Source organism: Alkalilimnicola ehrlichii MLHE-1 (assembly GCF_000014785.1).
Lineage (GTDB): Bacteria > Pseudomonadota > Gammaproteobacteria > Nitrococcales > Halorhodospiraceae > Alkalilimnicola > Alkalilimnicola ehrlichii.
This window is the reverse complement of record NC_008340.1, coordinates 1,895,269-1,912,637: the sequence shown is the minus strand read 5'-3', so window position 1 is coordinate 1,912,637 and position 17,369 is coordinate 1,895,269. Positions and strand designations below refer to the sequence as shown.

Below are 17,369 nucleotides of genomic sequence, written 5' to 3'. Positions count from 1 at the left end.
AATGGAATAACCTTATTGTATTTTTGAATGTAAGAAGCCCCGAAGAGGGCTCACAGCAGTGAATCGCGGCTGCGATGCCCCGGCATCAGGACGACGCGGTTCACCACTATAACGACAACGCCCCCGGGCGGTTGAGGAAGCGTCAGGCCCCTCGGTAACAAGGCCCTGACTGGAGGAGTGCAATGGGTAACGTGAATGCGCCCGCATGGTTCCATTCCGCGGCTCGGTCGATGGTGCCTATGGGAAAACGCCTGCCCGTCTCGCTCGTGGAGGTGCCGGCGGAGAGCAACGCGGTTCCGCCGCATGACCGGGCGGGCCCTGAGAACGACGAGATCGTGGCCCTGCGCGAGCGTGCGCGGGCCATGGAAGTGCTGTATACGCTGAGCACCTCCAGCGAACGCTGTGATGATCTGGAAACCCTGCTCAGTGGAGCGCTGGAGCAATTGATGCGCGCCACCGGGGCCACTGCCGGCGTGGTCCGCCGTATGGACGCAGAGGGCACGCTGCGCCTGGTGGCCGCCCGTGGCGTCGGCGACGACTACCCCGAAAACGACTGTGGGGTCCGGCCGGAGGACTGCGCCTGTGGTGAGGCCGCCCTCCGCGGATGTCTGATCTCCAACCCCGGTATGAAGGGTTGCCGCCATAAGCGCTACCAGCGCCCCATCGGGCACGAGGACCTGCACCTGCTGGCGGTGCCGTTGACCGCTGACGACCGCCGCCTGGGCGTGTTCAGCCTGTTCCTCGAGCCGGTCATGCTGCAGCAGTGGCAGCAGCTCAATCTGCACCGCATGCTGCAGATGGCCGGCGAGCACCTCGGGCTGGCGATGGAGCGCATCCGGCGCGAGAGCGAGGCCCGCCTGCAATCGCTGGAGCAGGAGCGCAGCCAGATCACCCACGAACTCCACGATTGCCTCGCCCAGCGGTTGGCGGCGTTGGGCCTGGAGGTGCGCAACCTGGAGGCCAGCCACGGCGGTGGACGGGCGCCGGGCGGGCTGCGTGCCGGCCTGCGCCATGTGCGGCGCGGCCTGGACCAGGCCTATGGCGAACTGCGTCAACTCATGGGGCAATTCCGTATCGCCCTGGAGGGGGGTGGCCTGGAGCCCGCGCTCAAACGGCTGGTGCACCGTTTCCAGCGCGATAGCGGCATCCGGGTGCTGCTCAGCCATGACTGGCCGCGGGGACGGCTCAGTCCCGACCAAGAGTTCCAGGTCCTGCGTATCGTGCAGGAGGCGCTGAACAATGTCAGGAACCACAGCGGCGCCCGCCATGTTCAGGTGGCCTTGCACCGGATTGGCTGCGACATGGAGCTGGTGGTGGAGGACGACGGGCGCGGTTTCGCCGATTCGCCGCCGGATCACCGTGACGGTGACGACGGCCACCACTTGGGCCTGGGCGTGATGCGCGACCGCGCCGACGCCATCGGCGGCCATCTGGAGATCCAAAGCGAACTGGGGGAGGGGACCCGGATCGCCGTCTATCTGCCTTCCTGCGGCCGTTGCCCCGGTCGGGAGGAACGGGGCTGATGCGGCTCCTGCTGGTGGATGATCACACCCTTTTGCGGGTGGCGCTGGGCGACATGCTCAGCCAGCATGGGTATCAGGTGGAACACGCAGGCACCGAGATCGAGGCCCTCAGTGCGCTGGCCAAGAGCCCTCCCGACGTGGTGCTGCTGGATCTGCGTATGCCGGGCTCCGGCGGGCTGGAGGTGCTCAAGCGCATTCGCAGCCGGGATTCGGAATTGCCGGTGGTGATGCTCACCTCGAGCGACGAGGAGCGTGATCTGCTGCAGGCCCTGCAGGCCGGCGCCAACGGCTACCTGGTCAAGGACGCGGAACCGGCGGAACTGATCCAGGGGCTGGAAAAGGTCCTGGCCGGTCAGACCGCCGTCGCCAGCCGTCTGACCGATACCCTGGTCCAGATGATGGCAGGCGGTCGCAGCCAGCGGGAGGGTGCCGAGGCGTCCCGTCCGCCGGACCCCTTCGCTGCACTGACGCCCCGCGAGCGGGAGATTCTCATGCACGTGGCCCGGGCCGAGAGCAACAAGGTCATTGCGCGTGAACTCGGGGTTTCGGATGGCACGGTCAAGCTTCACATCAAGTCCATTCTGCGCAAGCTGGGCGTGAAATCGCGGGTCGAAGCGGCGGTCAAGGCGGTGGACCTGGGGCTGACCCGCCGCGAAAAGGGTTAGTCATCTTCCAAAAGCTGGGGCCCTCAGGACGGCCCTGTCACGCCGCCCGCAGGCGCATGCCATGACCCGTGTCAGCGTTCGGCGGCGCTGTCCGCGATGCCGGCTTCACCCGCGGGCTCCGGGTTCAGGGGGCAGCGCGCGGGATCAAACCCGGGTACATCCATCCGTTGATAAATCGCCGCCAGGGCGTGGCGTTCGTTGCGGTAGATATTCTCGTCGCCAATTACCTCCTTCAGCCCCGTCCGTTCCAGCAGTTCCTGGAGAGGCAGCTTCAGACCGGCCAGGACCAGGGTGCTGCCGCTGGCGTGGAGGTTCTCCGCCAGTTTGTGCAGGGTCTCCTCGCCCGAGGCGTCGATCTGGTTGATGCCGTTGGCCACCACGAGGACGAAGCGCGCTTCCGGGTGTCGGGCCCGGGCATCGAGGATGGCGTCCTCGAAGTAGCCCACGTTGGCGAAATAGAGATCCCCGTCGAAGCGTACGGCGGCGATGTAGGGGCTGCGGGGCAGGTCGAAGTACTCGGCATCGCGCAGGGTGCCGTCGGGGTGGCGTGCGAGCAGCACCACCCGTGGCTTCATGGTCCGTAACAGATAGAGCACGATGGCCAGCCCCGCGCCGAGCAGGATGCCGTAATCCAGGTGGGGGGCAAAGATCAGGGTGGCGCTGAAGGTGACCACGGCCGCGATCCCATCGTCGCGTTTGGCCTGCCAGGCGTGGCGCACCGCCTTCACGTTCACCAGGCCCAGTACCGCCATCATGATGATGGCCGCGAGCACCGCCAGCGGCAGGTGGTAGAGCAGGGGGGTGAGGAAGAGCAGGGTGAGCGCCACCAGCAACCCGGTGATGACCGAGGACAGCCCGGTCCGGGCACCGGCGTTGTAGTTGACGGCTGAGCGGGAGAAGGAACCGCTGACCGGAAAGGCGCTGGAGAAGCTGCCCACCAGATTGCCCAGCCCCTGCCCGATCAACTCCTGGTTGGGATCGATACGGTCGCGGGTCCGGGTGGCGATGGCCTTGGCGATGGAGATCGCCTCCATGAAGGCGACCAGGGCGATGACCAGTGCCGTGGTCATCAGCGTGGTGACCGTGGTGACGCCGAGTTCCGGGATCCCCAGGGTGGGTAAGCCCTCCGGGATGCCGCCCACCACCGCGCCGCCCATGCCCTCGAAATCCAGCCATAGGCTGACCGGCGTGAGTACGGCGACGGCCAGCAACACCCCGGGGATCCGCGGCAGCCAGCGCTTGCACCCCACCATCATGGCGATGGCCGCCAGTCCCATCAGTACGGTTGGCCCGTGGGCCTGGGGCACCCGTTGCAACAGGTCGAGCACCCCCAGCAGGAAACTGCCGCTGCGGTCCATCGACAGCCCCAGCAGGCTACCCAGTTGGGAGAGCACAATCACGATGGCGGCGGCGTTGGTGAACCCGATGATGACCGGGTGGGAGATGAAGTTCACCAGGGTGCCGAGTCGGAAGGCGCCGAGCAGGAGTTGGATCACCCCGACCATGAAGGCCAGGGCGATGGCCAGGGTGATGAACTCGCCGCTGCCCGCTTCCGCCAACGGGGCCAGCGCCGCGGCCGTCAGCAGCGCCACCACGGCCACCGGCCCGGTGGCCAGTTGCGGTGACGAGCCCCAGAGGGCGGCCACGATCACCGGCAGGAAGGCGGCATACAGCCCGTAGTAGGGCGGCATGCCGGCCAGGGTGGCGTAGGCCATGGACTGTGGTACCAGGACCAGCGCCACCGTGACGCCGGCCAACAGGTCGGCCTTGAGCGTGTCGGCGGTGGGCCGGGGCCAGGCCAGGAAGGGTAGGAGCCGTTTCAGCATGCCTCTGCCTTGGCGCCGATCAGAGCGCTTCGAGCTTGCGCAGGGAGCCGGGCAACAGCTTCATGTCCACCAGGCCGGTGATCAGCGCCTTGGCAAAGGTCGCCTCCTCATCGTATAGCATCTTGTAGTACTGGATTTTCATGGTCAGTGCACTGCCCAGTATGATCGAGCCCAGGGTAAAGAAGCCACTGAGGGCGAGGGTCGACAGCCCGGTGACACCCTGGCCGATGGTGCAGCCCATGGCCATCACGCCGCCGAAACCCATCAAGGCCGCGCCGACCAAATGGTTGAGCACGTCGCGGCCATTGACGAACCACTCGACCCGGAAGCTCCGGCTGAGCAGCGCCCAGAGCAGGGAGCCGAGTATCACCCCGCTGACGGAGACCACGCCGAAGGTCAGATAGGCATTGTCGGCGCCACGGGCCAAATAATTGATCGTCTGCGCGATGGGGCCAATGAAGGTGAAGGACTGGGTGTTCACCCCGCCGGCGCTGGCAGGGCGGAAGGCCTCCTCCCCGTCGGTGACGAAATCCCACTCCTGGACGTAGCCGGGCAGCGAATGCTCGTCGCCCCAGCTATCCTGCAGTCGAATGTTGTCGGTAACCAGCCAGGCCAGGGCAATGCAAAGGCCGATCACGACGCCGGCCACGATGTTGTCGCGGTTGCTTCGGAACTCCGCGGAGCGGAATATCCACCAGCCGACGCCGGCCACCAGGGCGAGGCCGATCATCAACCGGACGCCGGTGGCGTTGTCCGGCCCGGCGAGCACGTGCCCAACGTCCTGGGCTACGGAAAACTCGATCGCCAACGGCGAGCTCCACCACCAGACCAGCAGGCCGCGCAGGTTGTGCTCGGTGCCGGGGATGGGGTTGATGGTGTAGTAGGCGACGATCCCCAGCACCACCATGACCAGAATGGATTTGATGTTGCCGCCACCAACGCGGATGAGCGTCTTGTTGCCACAGCCGCTGGCCAGGGTCATGCCGATACCGAAGATCAGCCCCCCGAGGATGTACTCCACCACGGGAAACTGCGCCCGGCGGTAGGGGGGTTGGGTGCTGCTCAGGTCGATCAGGCCGGCGGCCTCGAAGAGAATGACCCCCAACATGGCCACCAGGATGGCCAGGAACCAGGCCCGCATCCGGCCCCAGTCCTGCATGTTGACCACGTCGGAGACCGCCCCCATGGTGCAGAAGTTGGTCTTATTAACCACCGCACCGAGTATCACTGCAAGGACGAACACGGCGGCGAAATAGGCCGTCAACGCCGTGTTGAAGCTTTCGAAGATCATCGAACTCCTCCGCGTGGTTTTTGTTCCCGGTCAGGATTGTCCGCCGGCCTGTCGGGCGGCGGTGGTGTATGGCCCCGGGGCCTGGCCCCGGCTATGGGCGACGACGAACTCGACAAAGCGGGTCGCCCAGGGGGTGCGCTGGCCGTGGCGCAGGTGCGCGTAGGCCGCCAGGGTGTTGCGATGGACGATCCCGTCATGGCCATTGCCCAACCCGTTGCCGCGCAGCACCCGGTAGGCATAGCGCAGCCCGTCCGGGGCCGTGAGCAACCGCGAGTAATGAAACTCATGGGCCGGGGCCGGCTGGGCGTCGGCCAGTGGATTGAAGGGGCCCTCGCCGGTGGCCTGGATCTGCATATAACCGCGTCCCTGGGGTCGTCGCTCCATCACCAGGTCCACCGGGAGGGCGTTACACATGGCGTACCGTGCGCAGCCGACGCTCAGGCTGCGCGAGAGGTACATGAGGCCGCCGCATTCGGCGTAGATCGGCATGCCCCGTTCACTGGCCTGGCGGATCGCTTCCCGCATCCCGCGGTTGGCGGACAGGGTCGGGGCGTGGCGCTCAGGGAAGCCGCCGCCGATAAACAGCCCGTCCACCGCCGGCAGATCCCGGTCACGCAGGGCGTTAAAGAACACCAGTTCGGCCCCCGCCTGTTGCAGGGCCTCCAGGTCCCCCGGGTAGTAGAAGCCGAAGGCGGCGTCCCTGGGGACGCCGATGCGGACCCGGGCGGCAGGCGGTTCGGTGGTGGGGAAGCCGGCCAGCGGCAGGGGTTCGGTGCCGCAGGCCTGGGCCAGTGCCGGCAGGTCGCAGTTCTGAGCGACGGCCTCCGCCAAGCGGTTGACGGCGGGCAGCGCGTCGGCGCTCTCATGGGCCGGCACCAGGCCGAGATAGGGTTCTTCGATCGCCAGGCTGCGGTCCTCGCCCACCGCCCCCAGCACCGGAATGTCGGTGTGCCGGGCCATGGCCTGGTGCAGCTTGGCCTCGTGGCGGCTGCCGCCGGTGCGGTTGAGGATGACACCGGCGATCCGCGGGCAGCCGGGCATTTGCTGCTGGCCCAGCACCAGCGGGGCGACGCCCCGGGTCATCCCCCGGGTGTCCAGTACCAGTACCACCGGCAGGTCCAGCAGCCGGGCCAGCGCGGCATTGCTGTCGCTGCCGGCGGGATCGACGCCGTCGTGCAGCCCTTTGGTCCCCTCCACCAGCACCACATCGCTGTTCGCGGCACGCCGGTGCAGCGTGCTGAGAATCTCCTCCCGGGTCATGGTGTGGAAGTCGAGGCCGTGGCAGGGCCGTCCGGCCGCCAGGCTCAGCCACCCTGGATCGATGTAGTCCGGCCCTTTCTTGAACGGCTGCACCCGGCAGCCACGCCGGCGCAGGGCCGCCGCCAGACCGATGGCCACGGCCGTCTTGCCCGATGACTTGTGGGTGGCACTCAGCAGTAGCCGGACCATGGCAGCGTCCTCCCGTTCAGGCCGGCACCGGCCGGCGGGCCCAGAGCCGTGCCGCCTCGTCGAAGGCGGCCTGGGGTTTGTCGTGTTGGTTCATGGCCAGCAGAGCGAGACCCGTGGTCCCGATCACTGCCGACTCGGCGTAGCGGTCCTCCAGGTCCCCCTCCCAAACGCGCATCAGTTGCTCGGCTTCCGGCATCACCAGTCCCTTGCGGCCCTGGCGCTCCATCCACGGCCCCAGGGTGATCTCCGAGGGGAGGGGGAGCCCCGACGTGCGGAGTTTGCAGACGGTGTCCGGCATGAACTCCGCCTCCCCGCCGTCACCCTTGACCACCAGCATCTGCTCGCCCAGGGTCTCGGCAGCCGCCAGGTGCACCTGCAGATAGCCGGGGTGGAAGATGCCGTGCAGGCTGGCCGGGGCGTTCGCCGGGTTGAGCAGGCGGGCCAGGGTATGGATGGGCGAGCGCAGGCCCAGCACCGGGCGCAGGTTGATCAACGCCTCCATACGGGGGGAGAGCACTTCGAGCGGGAGGTAGGCGAAGTGGTGCTGATCGAGGGCCCGTCCGGCCTCCTCCCAACTGTTGCAGCGGGGCAGGTCCAGCAGGTCGAGCACGGTCTCGGCATAGAGCCGTCCCGGGGTATGGACCGAGGAGCCGTGCATCAGGATCCGGTAGCCCTGCTGCGACAGGAGCTTCGCCGCCAGCAGGTACCAGGGCAGGCGGCGCTTTTTGCCGGCATAGCTGGGCCAGTCCAGGTCCACCGCCAGCGGTTGATGAGGGCGTTGCAGCCGTGCCCGGGCGGCGCGGGCAAAGCCCGCCATCTCCTCACCCGTCTCCCCCTTGACCCGCAACAGCATGAGAAAGGCGCCCAGTTGCATGGGCTGGACGGCGTCGTCCAGGATCGCCCCCATGGCCGCCTCGGCCTCCTCCTGGCTGAGCGAGCGGCTGCTCTGGGGACCCTTGCCCAGGGTGCGGATGACGGTGGCAAAGGGGTGTTCCGGTGGCAGGGACTTGGTCATGATGCAACCCTCGTTTCAGGCGGTGTCCTGTTGGGTGATGGCCGTCTGTGGCGCAGCTTCACTGTCCGGCTCGCGGGTGGCGGCCTCGGCCTCGCGGCGCTCTTCGGCCTCGCCGGGCAGTGCGTCGGGGACGATGGGCAGGACCCGGGTGGCGAGACAGACCAGCAGCGTCGCCAGGGCGATGCCCCCTATGCCGAGCACGACCTCCGGCAGGGTGGGGGCGTAGTGGGTGACCTGGCCGTCGAAGAAGGTGCTGGACACCGTCATGCCGGGGAACAGCGCCAAGGGATAGGCCTGGGCGCCGATGATGGTGACGTACAGGTGTGCCAGCCCGCCCAGCAACACCAGGCCAGCGGCGGCCACCAACCGCATCGGGGCGCCGGCGCCCGGGCCGGTCAGCAGCAGGAAGAGTGGTAGCACCGCCCCCAGCAGGATCTGGACGCCCCAGAAGAGGGCCGGGTAGACCCCGCCCTCCAACAACAGGAAACGCAGGACGCCGTGGCGGTCCGGCATGTAGGCGTGGGTGACCAGGTAGATGGCCAGCAGGTAGACGGTAGCGAGAATAAACAGCACCTGCAGGCGGCCCAATCCCCTGAGCAGCTCTTGCGGCAGCCGGCGGTTCTGTACCCGAAGGAGGCCGCTGGCCACCAGGATGAAGGCGGCGGTGCCGTAACTCAGGGATGCGGCGATGAACAGCGGGGCGAGTAGGGCGGTGTCGAAGGCGCTGCGGGCCACCAGGAAGCCGAAGATCGAGCCGGTGCCGGTGGTGAGCACGATGCGCCAGGCGAAGGCCACAGTGCCCGCGGCGTTGGCATGGCGGTTCATCCGCCGCTCCATCTGGAACCACAGGTACACCGCCACCACGACAAAGAAGCCGGTGTACAGGAAGATGTTCCAGGCGAAGATGGACTGCAGGTTGTAGTGGGTCATGGCCACGATCAGCCGGTCCGGTCGGCCGAGGTCCAGGACCAGCACCGCCAGCCCCCCGGCCAGCAGGGCCATGGCCAGCACGCCGGAAAGGCGCGAGAGCGGTTTGTACTCGCTGCGGCCGAACACCGAGGCCAGTGAGGCGACGTTGAGCGCCCCCGAGGCGGCCAGGATCAGCAGCACGGCGAAGACGTGGGGCGTGCCCCAGACCACCTGGTTGTCCATGCCGGTCACGTAGTGCCCGACATTCATCATCCACAGCGCCACGCCGGCGCCCAGCAGGACCAGCAGTGCCAGGCCGGCCTGCACGGCCAGATAGCCCGTCCCGTTGTCGGTCAATTCGCGGTATTGGATGCGTTGACTCATTGCCGAATCCCCTCAGATGCCCTGGTACCGCACGCCGGGGTTCAGCCCCAGGTCCTGGCGGATGGCCCGGCCGCCGTGGCGGCTCAGGGCCTGCGAGATGTCGCTGTCCGGATCGTTGAGATCGCCGAAGACCATAGCCCCGCCCCCTTCTGAGGCGCAGCGGGTCACGCAGGCGGGCAACTGGCCCCGGTCGATCCGGTGCACGCACAGGTGGCAGGACTCCACCGTGCCCTTGCCCCGGGGGCTGTTGGGGGAGAACTCGGTGACCGGCTCATGAACGAAGGAGCGCGCCTTATAGGGGCAGGCCATCATGCAATAGCGGCAACCGATGCAGAGGTGCTTGTCCACCTGGACGATGCCGTCGGCCCGCTGCATGGACGCGCCGGTGGGGCAGACCTGGACGCAGGGCGGATGGGCGCAGTGCTGGCACATCACCGGCAGGCTCTGGCTGTGGCCGGTGTCCGGATCGCTGACCGTCACCTTGCGGATCCACTGGGCATCGGTCGGTGCCTGGCCCAGATGGGCCCAGCCGTTTTCCTCCCGGCAGGCGCGCACGCAGGCGTCACAGCCCTCGGCGCAGCGGGTGGTGTCGATCAGCAGTCCCCAGCGGACCCGGGGGGAGGCCCCGGTGGCGGTGCCGGCGTCCGATGTGGCGCCGGCCTGCATCAGGAATACCCCCGGTGCCACCGACAGGCCCAGCAGCCCGGCGCCGGCAGCGAGCATACGGCGGCGCGTCGGGTTGCACGGGGTGTCTCCCCCGTTGCGGGCGCAGCCCTGTTCGCGCGGATCACTGCTCATCGTTGGCCCCTCCCTGTTCGCGGCTGGTGCTGGGGGTGTCCGCGGCGTAGGCCCGGGACAGCGCGCCCAGGTCCAACCCCTCGAGCCGTGGCTTGCGGTAATGGCCGGTGGGCACCCCGGTCCCCTCCAGCGTGTGCCTGTGGTCCGGATCGCTCGGTGTCGACGAGTGGCACTCAAAGCAGTCCAAGCGCACGGCGTTGTAGCTGTGGCAGTTGATACAGAAGGCCATGGGCTCACGGCTGCCCAGGCGGCTCTGCTCGGCCAGGGACTGCTCCGGGCGCACCGCGTGGCAGTCCACACAGGCCTGTAGGCTTTGGTCGTCGCGGCGGATCCCGTGCCGCACGCCGTCGCGCTTCTGTTTCGCCAGCAGGTGCATGTGCTCGCGGCGCATGGTCTCCGGGTCAGCGATGCAGGCCTCACCCGCCGCCTCCGGCAGCAGCGGCACCGGCACGCGCCCGGCCTGATCCCGGTCCGGCGCCGTGGGGGTGAGGGCATAGGTGGCACCGGCCAGTATCACCAGCAGCACGGCCGCGCCCAGCAGGTAACGGTGTCGCATAGACGGCTCCTCCGGGGCTTATTCCCCCAGCCCCATCTCGATGTAACCGGTGGGGCAGACATCGCGGCAGATATGACAGCCGATGCAGCGGGTGTAATCGGTCTGCACGTAGCGACCGGTCGCGCGTTCCTTTTTCGGCACCCGCTCGACCGCGTCCTGGGGGCAGTAGATCAGGCAGTTGTCGCACTCGAAGCAGAGGCCGCAACTCATGCAGCGCTCGGCCTCAGCGACGGCCTCCTCATCGGACAACGGATGGAGCCGCTCATCGAAATCACCGATCACCGAGTCTTCACTGATCTCGCGATGCTGGCGCTGGTGGCGTGGTGTCGGCTTGAAATGGCCGAGGAAGAGCTGGTCGTGTTTGATGATCTCGACCTTGGAGCGGTCCTCGTAGTTGTGGACGGCGAAAGCCGAGTCGGCGGTGCCGCGCACCGGCTGCGGCTCGTAGGGCGTCGGCTCCTGGCCCGCCTTGCGCATCGCCTGCAGCAGGTTGAAGTGCAGGACGTTGATCTTGGGGAACTTGGCGGGTTCGCCGGTCTGGAAGTAGTGATCCATGCTGGCGACCGCGCTGCGGGCCTGGCCGATGGCGGTGGTCAGCAGGTGCGGGCGGATGATGTCCCCGGCCACGAAGTGCCCCGGTCGACCCTTGACCTGGAAGTGGGGGTCGCAGTCCATGAAGCCGTTGCCGTTGTCCAGCGCCTCCAGCCCCTCCAGGTTGCCCATCTGGCCGATGGCCGAGATCACCAGGTCGGTCTCGACCTCGAACTCCGTGCCTTCCAGGGGGACGGGGCGGTTTTTCTCCATCCGGCATTCGGCGAAGCGCACGGCGGTGGCCCTGCCCTCGTCATCGGTGATTACGGCCACCGGCATGACGCCGGCCTTGATGTCCACCCCCTCGCGCAGGGCGTCCTCCACCTCTTGGTCGGTGGCAGTCATCTCCTCGCGCGGGAACAGGGAGGTGAGGGTGACCTTGGCCCCTTCCCGCACCGCCAGGCTGGCGGCATCGTGGGCGGTATAGCCCATCACCACGTGCTCCACGCCCTGGTTGTCGCCGAGCTCCGAGCTGTAGCCAAGCCGGCGGGCGACCGAGGCCACGTCGATGGAGGTGTCACCGCCGCCGATCACGATGACCCGGTCGCTCACCGCGTGCAGCCGGCCCTCGTTGAAGGCCCGCAGGAAGTCCACACCGGTGAGGCAGTTGGGCGCCGCCTCGAAGCCCTCCACCGGCAGGTCGCGCCCTTTGTGGGTGCCGACCGCCCAGAGAACGGCGTCGTAGTCGTTGTCGAGCTGTTCGATGGTGATGTCCCGGCCGACCCAGACCCCGGTGCGGACCTCCACGCCCAGGTCGAGGATGCGCTGGATCTCGGCATCGAGAACCTGCCGCGGGACGCGGTAGCCCGGGATGCCGTAGCGCATCATGCCGCCCAGTTCCTCCTGGGCCTCGAACAGGGTGCAGGCATGGCCCCGTTTGCGCAGTTGGTAAGCCGCGGCCATACCGGCCGGGCCGCTGCCGATGATCGCCACGTGGCGGCCGGTGGGCTCGCCCGGGGCATCGAATTTCAGATCATTTTCCCGCGCCCAGTCGCCAATCTTATGTTCCACGGCGTTGATGCCAACGTGATCCTCCACCGCGTTACGGTTGCACCCCTGTTCGCAGGGGGCGGGGCAGACCCGGCCCATTACCGCAGGAAAGGGGTTCGCCTCGGTGAGGCGACGGAAGGCATAGGCCTGCCAGGGTTCGTCCGCCGTCGGCTTGTCCAGTCCGCGGGCAATCTGCAACCAGCCCCGGATATCCTCGCCCGCCGGGCAACTGCCCTGGCACGGCGGTGTCCGGTGCACATAGGTGGGGCACTTGTGCGACCAGCCGGCCTGGAAGATCTGCTCCTGCCAGTCCTTGGGCTGATGGTCGCCCTCCTTGAATCGGCGCAGGGTCAGCGACTGCATCTCGTTGGTGGTGGTGCTCATTTGGCTTGCTCCCCAATCTTGTGCGGGCCCGGGGGCCCGGTATCTGGCTAGACGTCCGAGGCGTCCATACGGATGGCGTTGCCCACGACTTGGTGCAGGCTCACGATCATGTCCGGGGGCATGTCGTAATAGGGCAGCACCTTGCTGAACTGGGTCTTGCAGATGGCGCAGATGGCGGCCATATGCGTGGTGCCGTGTTGGTCCATGGCCTCGCGCAGCGCCTGCATGCGGGGCATGGCCCCCTTGACCCGGATCTCCATCAGCTCGTCGGTGAGCAGGCCGCCGCCACCGCCGCAACAAAAGGTGCGGTCGCCGATGGTCTCTGCCGCCATGTCGTGGAAGTTGTCCCGGGGCAGGCTGGCGCGGAGCAGGCGGCGCGGAAGTTGAAATTGGCCGCCGGGGGCGCTGCCCATGCGCGAGGCCCGGGCCACGTTGCAGGAGTCGTGGAAGGTCAAGCGCATATCGGCATTGGCGTCGGGGTCGAGCTTGACGACGCCACGGTCCACCAGGTCGTTGGTGAGTTCCACGATGTGCTGTGGCACCGGGTAGTTGGGATCGAGCTGGTCCTGCAGGATCCGCGCGTACTCATCGTCGGGCTCGGCGCCGTGGCCGATCCCCGCCAGGGTGTTCCAAAAGCTGTAGGCGACGCGCCAGGCGTGACCGCACTCGCCCACCACGATGCGCTTAACCCCCAGCTTTACCGCCGCCTCGCGGATACGCAGGGCAACCTTGCGCATGTTCTCGTAGCTGCCGATGAACATGGCGAAGTTGGCGGCCTCCGAGGCGTGGGTGCTGAGCGTCCAGGACAGGCCGGCCTGGTGAAAGACCTTGGCGTAACCCATCAGCCCGTCGATGTGAGGCTCCGCGAAGAAGTCCGCCGAGGGGGTGACCAGGAGGACATCGGCGCCCTCCTGATCGAGGGGGAGCTTCACCGGCTGACCGGTCTCGTCCTCCAGGTCCTCCTCCAGGTCCTCGAGGGTGTCCTCCAGGGCCGGGCCGGGCAGGCCCAGGTTGTTGCCGATGGTGTGGACCTTGCCGATGATCTCGTTGCTGTATTTCTGGCCGTAGCCGGCGGCGTCCAGGATCTCGCGGGCGGCCATGGAGATCTCGGCGGTATCGATACCATAGGGGCAGAAGACCGAGCAGCGCCGGCACTGGGAGCACTGGTGGAAGTAGGTGAACCACTCATCCAGGACGTCGCGGGTGAGATCGCGGGCGCCTACCAGCTTGGGGAAGGTGCGGCCGGCCGGGGTGAAGTAGCGCCGATAGACGTCGCGCATCAGGTTCTGACGCGCCACCGGCATGTTGCTCGGATCACCGGTGCCGAGGAAGTAGTGACACTTGTCGGTGCAGGCACCGCAGCGGACGCAGGCGTCCATATAGACCCGCAGCCCGCGGTTGCGCTCCAGCAGTTCCTCGAAACGGGTCAGGGCACGGTCCTGCCAGTCGTCCGGCAGCTCCCCCGGGAAGCCCAGGGGGGTCTGGTGCTTCTCCGCGGCCACATAGGGCTTGACCTCTGCGGTGGCGCCTGGCTGAAGCTCCGGGGTGTCCACGTACTCCGGCAGGCTCGGGGTCTCGAAGCTGGGTTTCTTCACGACTGCACCTCTTCGCGGGCCGGGTTCGGATGGGCAGAGGCCGTCCCGCGCTCCAGGGCCGCGGCCCAGGGCGCCAGGTGGCGACGCTCACGTGGGTTGTCGGGTTGGTTGCGGGTGGGGCTGAAAAACACCCCGGGGGCGTGCAGCAACTTACTGAACGGGAAGACGATCATCAGCGCAGCGACCAACAGCAGGTGGAGGATGAGCAGCGGGTCGCCGGGCAGCGGCTGCCAGTCGAAGCGCATCAGCCCCAGCATGTAGGCCTTGACGCCGGTGATGTCGGTGGGCTGCAGGTACTTCATGCCCAGGCCGGAGAGCCCGATGGCCACCAGCAGGGCGAGCATGAGGTGATCCGAGGGCCCCGTGATGGCCTTGATCCGGGCCACGCCGATCCGGCGGATCCAGAGCCCGATCAGGGCGGCCACCATGACGAAGCCGGCGTAGAGCCCGAAGGGCTGGATCAGCACCACCCAGCCCCAAACCGGCTCGATGAAATACCGCAAGTGACGCAGCAAGACGAGCAGCAGGGCCACATGGAAGGCCCAGCCGAGCAGCCAGATCCACTTGTTGGCGCGGAACAGGCTTTGAAAAAGGACCACCTCGCGGGCGACACGCAACGCCGCGCCGCCGCGGGTGGTGGGGGCGGGGGTGGTGGGAATGCGCAGCGGCGCGGGCGTCCGGGCGTATAAATAGATGCGCCAGGCCAACCCCGCCAGCAATACCGCTGTGGCCAGATAGAAGAGTAGGGCAATCAGTGCCGACACTGCGCTTTCCTCCCCGCCGTGGGTCAATGGCTATTGAGAAACGGGTTACACACAGCCCGTGGGCTTGGGCAGGCCGGCGTAGCGGCAGGCCTGCTTGGCCGGGCCGTAGGGGAACAGCTCGTAGAGGTACTTGCTGTTGCCCTTCTCCTTGCCGAAACGCTTGCCGATCTGCTTGGTCAGCACCCGGATCGCCGGTGCGATCTGGTATTCCTCGTAGTACTCACGCAGGAAGTTGATGACCTCCCAGTGGTTCTCGGTCAGCTCCAGGTCGTCCTCCTGGGCCATGAGCTCGGCCAGCTCCGGGCTCCATTCCTCCAGATTGGTGAGGTAGCCTTCCTCGTCGGTCTCGATGGTGGTGCCGTTGACTTCAATCGCCATGGTTTCCTCCGTTGGCTGTCGTTCAGCGCGTGATGTGATTGATCGATGGGTTTCCGTTACAGCCAGGCCTGCGGGGTACCGTGCTCGACCACGAGTTCGACGAAACCCTGGTAGTCCACCGGCTTGACGCCCGGGATCAGTTGGTCCTGGGAGACCCCGCGGGCCTGCAGGTCGTTGGCCAATACGTAAACCGCGTTCTGGGAGGCGACCTGTTCCACTTGGTCCGCCACCCGGGTGCCCGGCGTGGCCGCGTATACGGCATCCTCAATGAGCAGCAGGGCGCCGTCGCCGAGGTGCCGCAGGCAGCTCTGCAGGTCGTTGGTCCGAAACGGGGATTTGTTGACGGTGTGCAGCATCTTTCCCACTCCCTTAGAAAGACAGGACCACGTCCTGCTCGGCCATTGTTCTGGCCATGGCGGCGCGATCCAGCACCTCCACGTCCACCACCAGGTCCTCTTCCGTCAGGCCGCGTTCCGCCAGCGAGTCCTTGCAGACGTAGAGCTTCTCGATGTCGTAGCCCTCCAGGGCGCGGTAGGTGCGCGAGAAGTTCTTCATGTCCACCGCGGCCGGGTCCTGGTCCTTGCGCAGCTGGTAGACGCCGTCGTCCAGGAAGGCGAGGCTGACGTCCTGGTCGAAGGCGGCGCTGATCAGCACCACCTCCAGGGATTCCAGGGCGTAGATGGTGCCGTGCGGCGCCTTGCGGTTGACGAACATGAAGCGCTTGATCACGCCGGCATCGTCCTCAAATTCATCCATTGGGTTGTCCTCCCGTTCAGTCGCCGAAGGTCACCAGGCGGTCCGCCTCGACCCCGATTTCCACCAGCTGGCCCAGCCCGGAGATGCGAAACCCCGGGGCGAGGATCTCGTCCTTGATGCCGCGGCGCAGGGCGGCCGCGACACAGACCACCAGGTCCACCTCGTGGCTCTCGGCCAGCTCCGACCAGCGCTGCACCACGTTGCGGTCGTCCTGCTGCGGCTCCTGCAGCTTGTTGGCGTTGTTCACGCCGTCCATGTAGAAGAACACCCGCGGCACTTCGTGCCCCATCTCCAAGGCCGCCTTGGCGAACAGGTAGGCGCTGTCCGCGGCCTGGTGCTGGTAGGGCCCTTCATTGACCAGGATTCCGAATTTCATGCCACCTCCCGCTTAGAAGCGCACATGCGCAGAGGCATTGAGGGTTTGCCGGGAGCCGCGCCAGTTCTCGATGTGGAACTTGGTGAACGGCAGGTTGGTGAGCTCGAAGAAGCGCGGCCAGCCGATGCGCTCCACCCACTCGCCCACCCGCTCATAGTCGCGGGCGTCCTCGCGGTAGACGTGGAGGATCTTCTTGACCACCTCGGCCACCTCCGGCCAACGCGGCGGGTTGTTGGGCAGCCCGGAACAGACCAGCTTGTGGAAGGTGGGCGCGCCACGGGCGTTGGAGTGGTTGCCCCCGATCCAGATCGCCAGTTTGGAGTGCTCCGGGTCGTTGATCTCCATGGGGGGACAGGGCGGATAGCAGGCGCCGCAGCAGATGCACTTCTGCTCGTCCACCTCCAGCGACGGCTTACCGTTGACCAGCGCCGGGCGAATGGCCGCCACCGGGCAGCGGGCCACCACCGAGGGGCGCTCGCAGACGTTGGCCACCAGATCGTGGTTGATCTTCGGCGGCTTGGTGTGCTGGATGTTGATCGCGATGTCGCCCTGGCCGCCGCAGTTGATCTGGCAGCAGGAGGTGGTGATGTGCACCCGGTTGGGCATGTCCTCGCGGACGAACTCGTCGTGCAACTCGTCCATCAGGGCCTTGACAACACCGGAGGCGTCGGTGCCTGGGATGTCACAGTGCAGCCAGCCCTGGGTGTGGCTGATCATGGCCACGGAGGGGCCGGTCCCGCCCACCGGGAAGCCCTCGGCGCGCAGCTTGTCGATCAACGGCTGCACCTTGGCCTCGTCCGCCACCAGGTACTCGATGTTGGAGCGGATGGTGAAGCGGAAGTGGCCCTCCGCGAACTCGTCGGCGATATCGCAGAGCTTGCGCACGGTGGCCAGATCCATCTGGCGCTGGGTGCCGGCGCGCACCGTGTAGAGGGCCTCGCCGGACTCGGCCACGTGCTTGAGCACCCCGGGCTGCGGCCGCTCGTGGTATTTCCACTGGCCAAAGTTGCGGATCGTGGTCGGGTGCATGTACTGGAACGGATCGGGTACCCCGCTCTCGATAGGGGTACGCGGTTTTGCTGCGGGTTCAGCCATTTCTCTCGTCCTCGCTAACCTGTC

Annotated in this window: 17 protein-coding genes; 2 read left to right on the top strand and 15 right to left on the bottom strand. The window is 67.1% G+C overall.

Annotated elements, in window-relative coordinates; translation table 11 throughout:
- Window positions 1-239 precede the first annotated feature (239 nt).
- Both MLG_RS08530 and MLG_RS08525 read left to right on the top strand, forming a co-directional pair.
- Window positions 240-1,523: a GAF domain-containing sensor histidine kinase gene (locus MLG_RS08530; protein WP_041717985.1), complete on the top strand. Its 1,284-nt coding sequence runs from the start codon at window positions 240-242 to the stop codon at window positions 1,521-1,523.
- On the top strand, window positions 1,523-2,188 hold the full coding sequence (locus MLG_RS08525; RefSeq protein ID WP_011629409.1) for a response regulator: 666 nt from the start codon (window positions 1,523-1,525) through the stop codon (window positions 2,186-2,188). The genes MLG_RS08530 and MLG_RS08525 overlap by 1 nt, the downstream gene beginning before the upstream one ends.
- Window positions 2,189-2,259: 71 nt before the next feature.
- Here the strand turns inward: MLG_RS08525 and MLG_RS08520 are convergent, their stop codons facing one another.
- From MLG_RS08520 to dsrB, 15 genes are read right to left on the bottom strand one after another with little or no spacing between them, the layout of a single operon-like run.
- Entirely contained in the window at window positions 2,260-4,014 is a 1,755-nt protein-coding gene (locus MLG_RS08520) for a SulP family inorganic anion transporter (protein ID WP_011629408.1), read from the bottom strand.
- 19 nt (window positions 4,015-4,033) lie between these two features.
- Window positions 4,034-5,305 (bottom strand): YeeE/YedE family protein, encoded by a 1,272-nt coding sequence (locus tag MLG_RS08515; protein ID WP_011629407.1) that lies wholly within the window; start codon window positions 5,303-5,305, stop codon window positions 4,034-4,036.
- 30 nt (window positions 5,306-5,335) lie between these two features.
- Window positions 5,336-6,754 carry a cobyrinate a,c-diamide synthase gene (locus MLG_RS08510; RefSeq protein WP_011629406.1) on the bottom strand — a complete coding sequence of 473 codons (1,419 nt, stop codon included), beginning with the start codon at window positions 6,752-6,754 and terminating at the stop codon, window positions 5,336-5,338.
- A 16-nt stretch (window positions 6,755-6,770) separates the two neighbouring features.
- Window positions 6,771-7,769, bottom strand: a complete 999-nt coding sequence (locus MLG_RS08505; protein WP_011629405.1) for a glycosyl transferase family protein — start codon at window positions 7,767-7,769, stop codon at window positions 6,771-6,773.
- A 15-nt stretch (window positions 7,770-7,784) separates the two neighbouring features.
- The gene (gene nrfD, locus MLG_RS08500) at window positions 7,785-9,062 is read right to left on the bottom strand and encodes an NrfD/PsrC family molybdoenzyme membrane anchor subunit (protein ID WP_011629404.1); all 1,278 of its coding nucleotides are present in this window, start codon (window positions 9,060-9,062) and stop codon (window positions 7,785-7,787) included.
- A 12-nt stretch (window positions 9,063-9,074) separates the two neighbouring features.
- Window positions 9,075-9,860, bottom strand: a complete 786-nt coding sequence (gene dsrO / locus MLG_RS08495; protein WP_011629403.1) for a sulfate reduction electron transfer complex DsrMKJOP subunit DsrO — start codon at window positions 9,858-9,860, stop codon at window positions 9,075-9,077.
- On the bottom strand, window positions 9,850-10,416 hold the full coding sequence (locus MLG_RS15570; protein WP_011629402.1) for a hypothetical protein: 567 nt from the start codon (window positions 10,414-10,416) through the stop codon (window positions 9,850-9,852). Before MLG_RS15570 ends, dsrO begins: the two co-directional genes overlap by 11 nt.
- Window positions 10,417-10,434: 18 nt before the next feature.
- Window positions 10,435-12,381 (bottom strand): NAD(P)-binding protein, encoded by a 1,947-nt coding sequence (locus MLG_RS08485; protein ID WP_011629401.1) that lies wholly within the window; start codon window positions 12,379-12,381, stop codon window positions 10,435-10,437.
- A gap of 47 nt (window positions 12,382-12,428) precedes the next feature.
- Entirely contained in the window at window positions 12,429-13,976 is a 1,548-nt protein-coding gene (gene dsrK, locus MLG_RS08480) for a sulfate reduction electron transfer complex DsrMKJOP subunit DsrK (protein WP_011629400.1), read from the bottom strand.
- Window positions 13,973-14,740 (bottom strand): respiratory nitrate reductase subunit gamma, encoded by a 768-nt coding sequence (locus tag MLG_RS08475; protein ID WP_011629399.1) that lies wholly within the window; start codon window positions 14,738-14,740, stop codon window positions 13,973-13,975. Before MLG_RS08475 ends, dsrK begins: the two co-directional genes overlap by 4 nt.
- A gap of 45 nt (window positions 14,741-14,785) precedes the next feature.
- Complete coding sequence (locus tag MLG_RS08470; protein ID WP_011629398.1) at window positions 14,786-15,118, bottom strand: TusE/DsrC/DsvC family sulfur relay protein; 333 nt, start codon at window positions 15,116-15,118, stop codon at window positions 14,786-14,788.
- Window positions 15,119-15,174: 56 nt separating this feature from the next.
- Window positions 15,175-15,474, bottom strand: coding sequence for a sulfurtransferase complex subunit TusB (tusB, locus tag MLG_RS08465; RefSeq protein WP_011629397.1), 300 nt, complete (start codon window positions 15,472-15,474; stop codon window positions 15,175-15,177).
- A 13-nt stretch (window positions 15,475-15,487) separates the two neighbouring features.
- Complete coding sequence (tusC, locus tag MLG_RS08460) at window positions 15,488-15,874, bottom strand: sulfurtransferase complex subunit TusC (RefSeq protein ID WP_011629396.1); 387 nt, start codon at window positions 15,872-15,874, stop codon at window positions 15,488-15,490.
- A 16-nt stretch (window positions 15,875-15,890) separates the two neighbouring features.
- On the bottom strand, window positions 15,891-16,250 hold the full coding sequence (gene tusD, locus MLG_RS08455) for a sulfurtransferase complex subunit TusD (RefSeq protein ID WP_011629395.1): 360 nt from the start codon (window positions 16,248-16,250) through the stop codon (window positions 15,891-15,893).
- 12 nt (window positions 16,251-16,262) lie between these two features.
- Window positions 16,263-17,345 carry a dissimilatory-type sulfite reductase subunit beta gene (dsrB, locus tag MLG_RS08450; RefSeq protein WP_011629394.1) on the bottom strand — a complete coding sequence of 361 codons (1,083 nt, stop codon included), beginning with the start codon at window positions 17,343-17,345 and terminating at the stop codon, window positions 16,263-16,265.
- Between the last annotated feature and the right edge of the window lie 24 nt (window positions 17,346-17,369).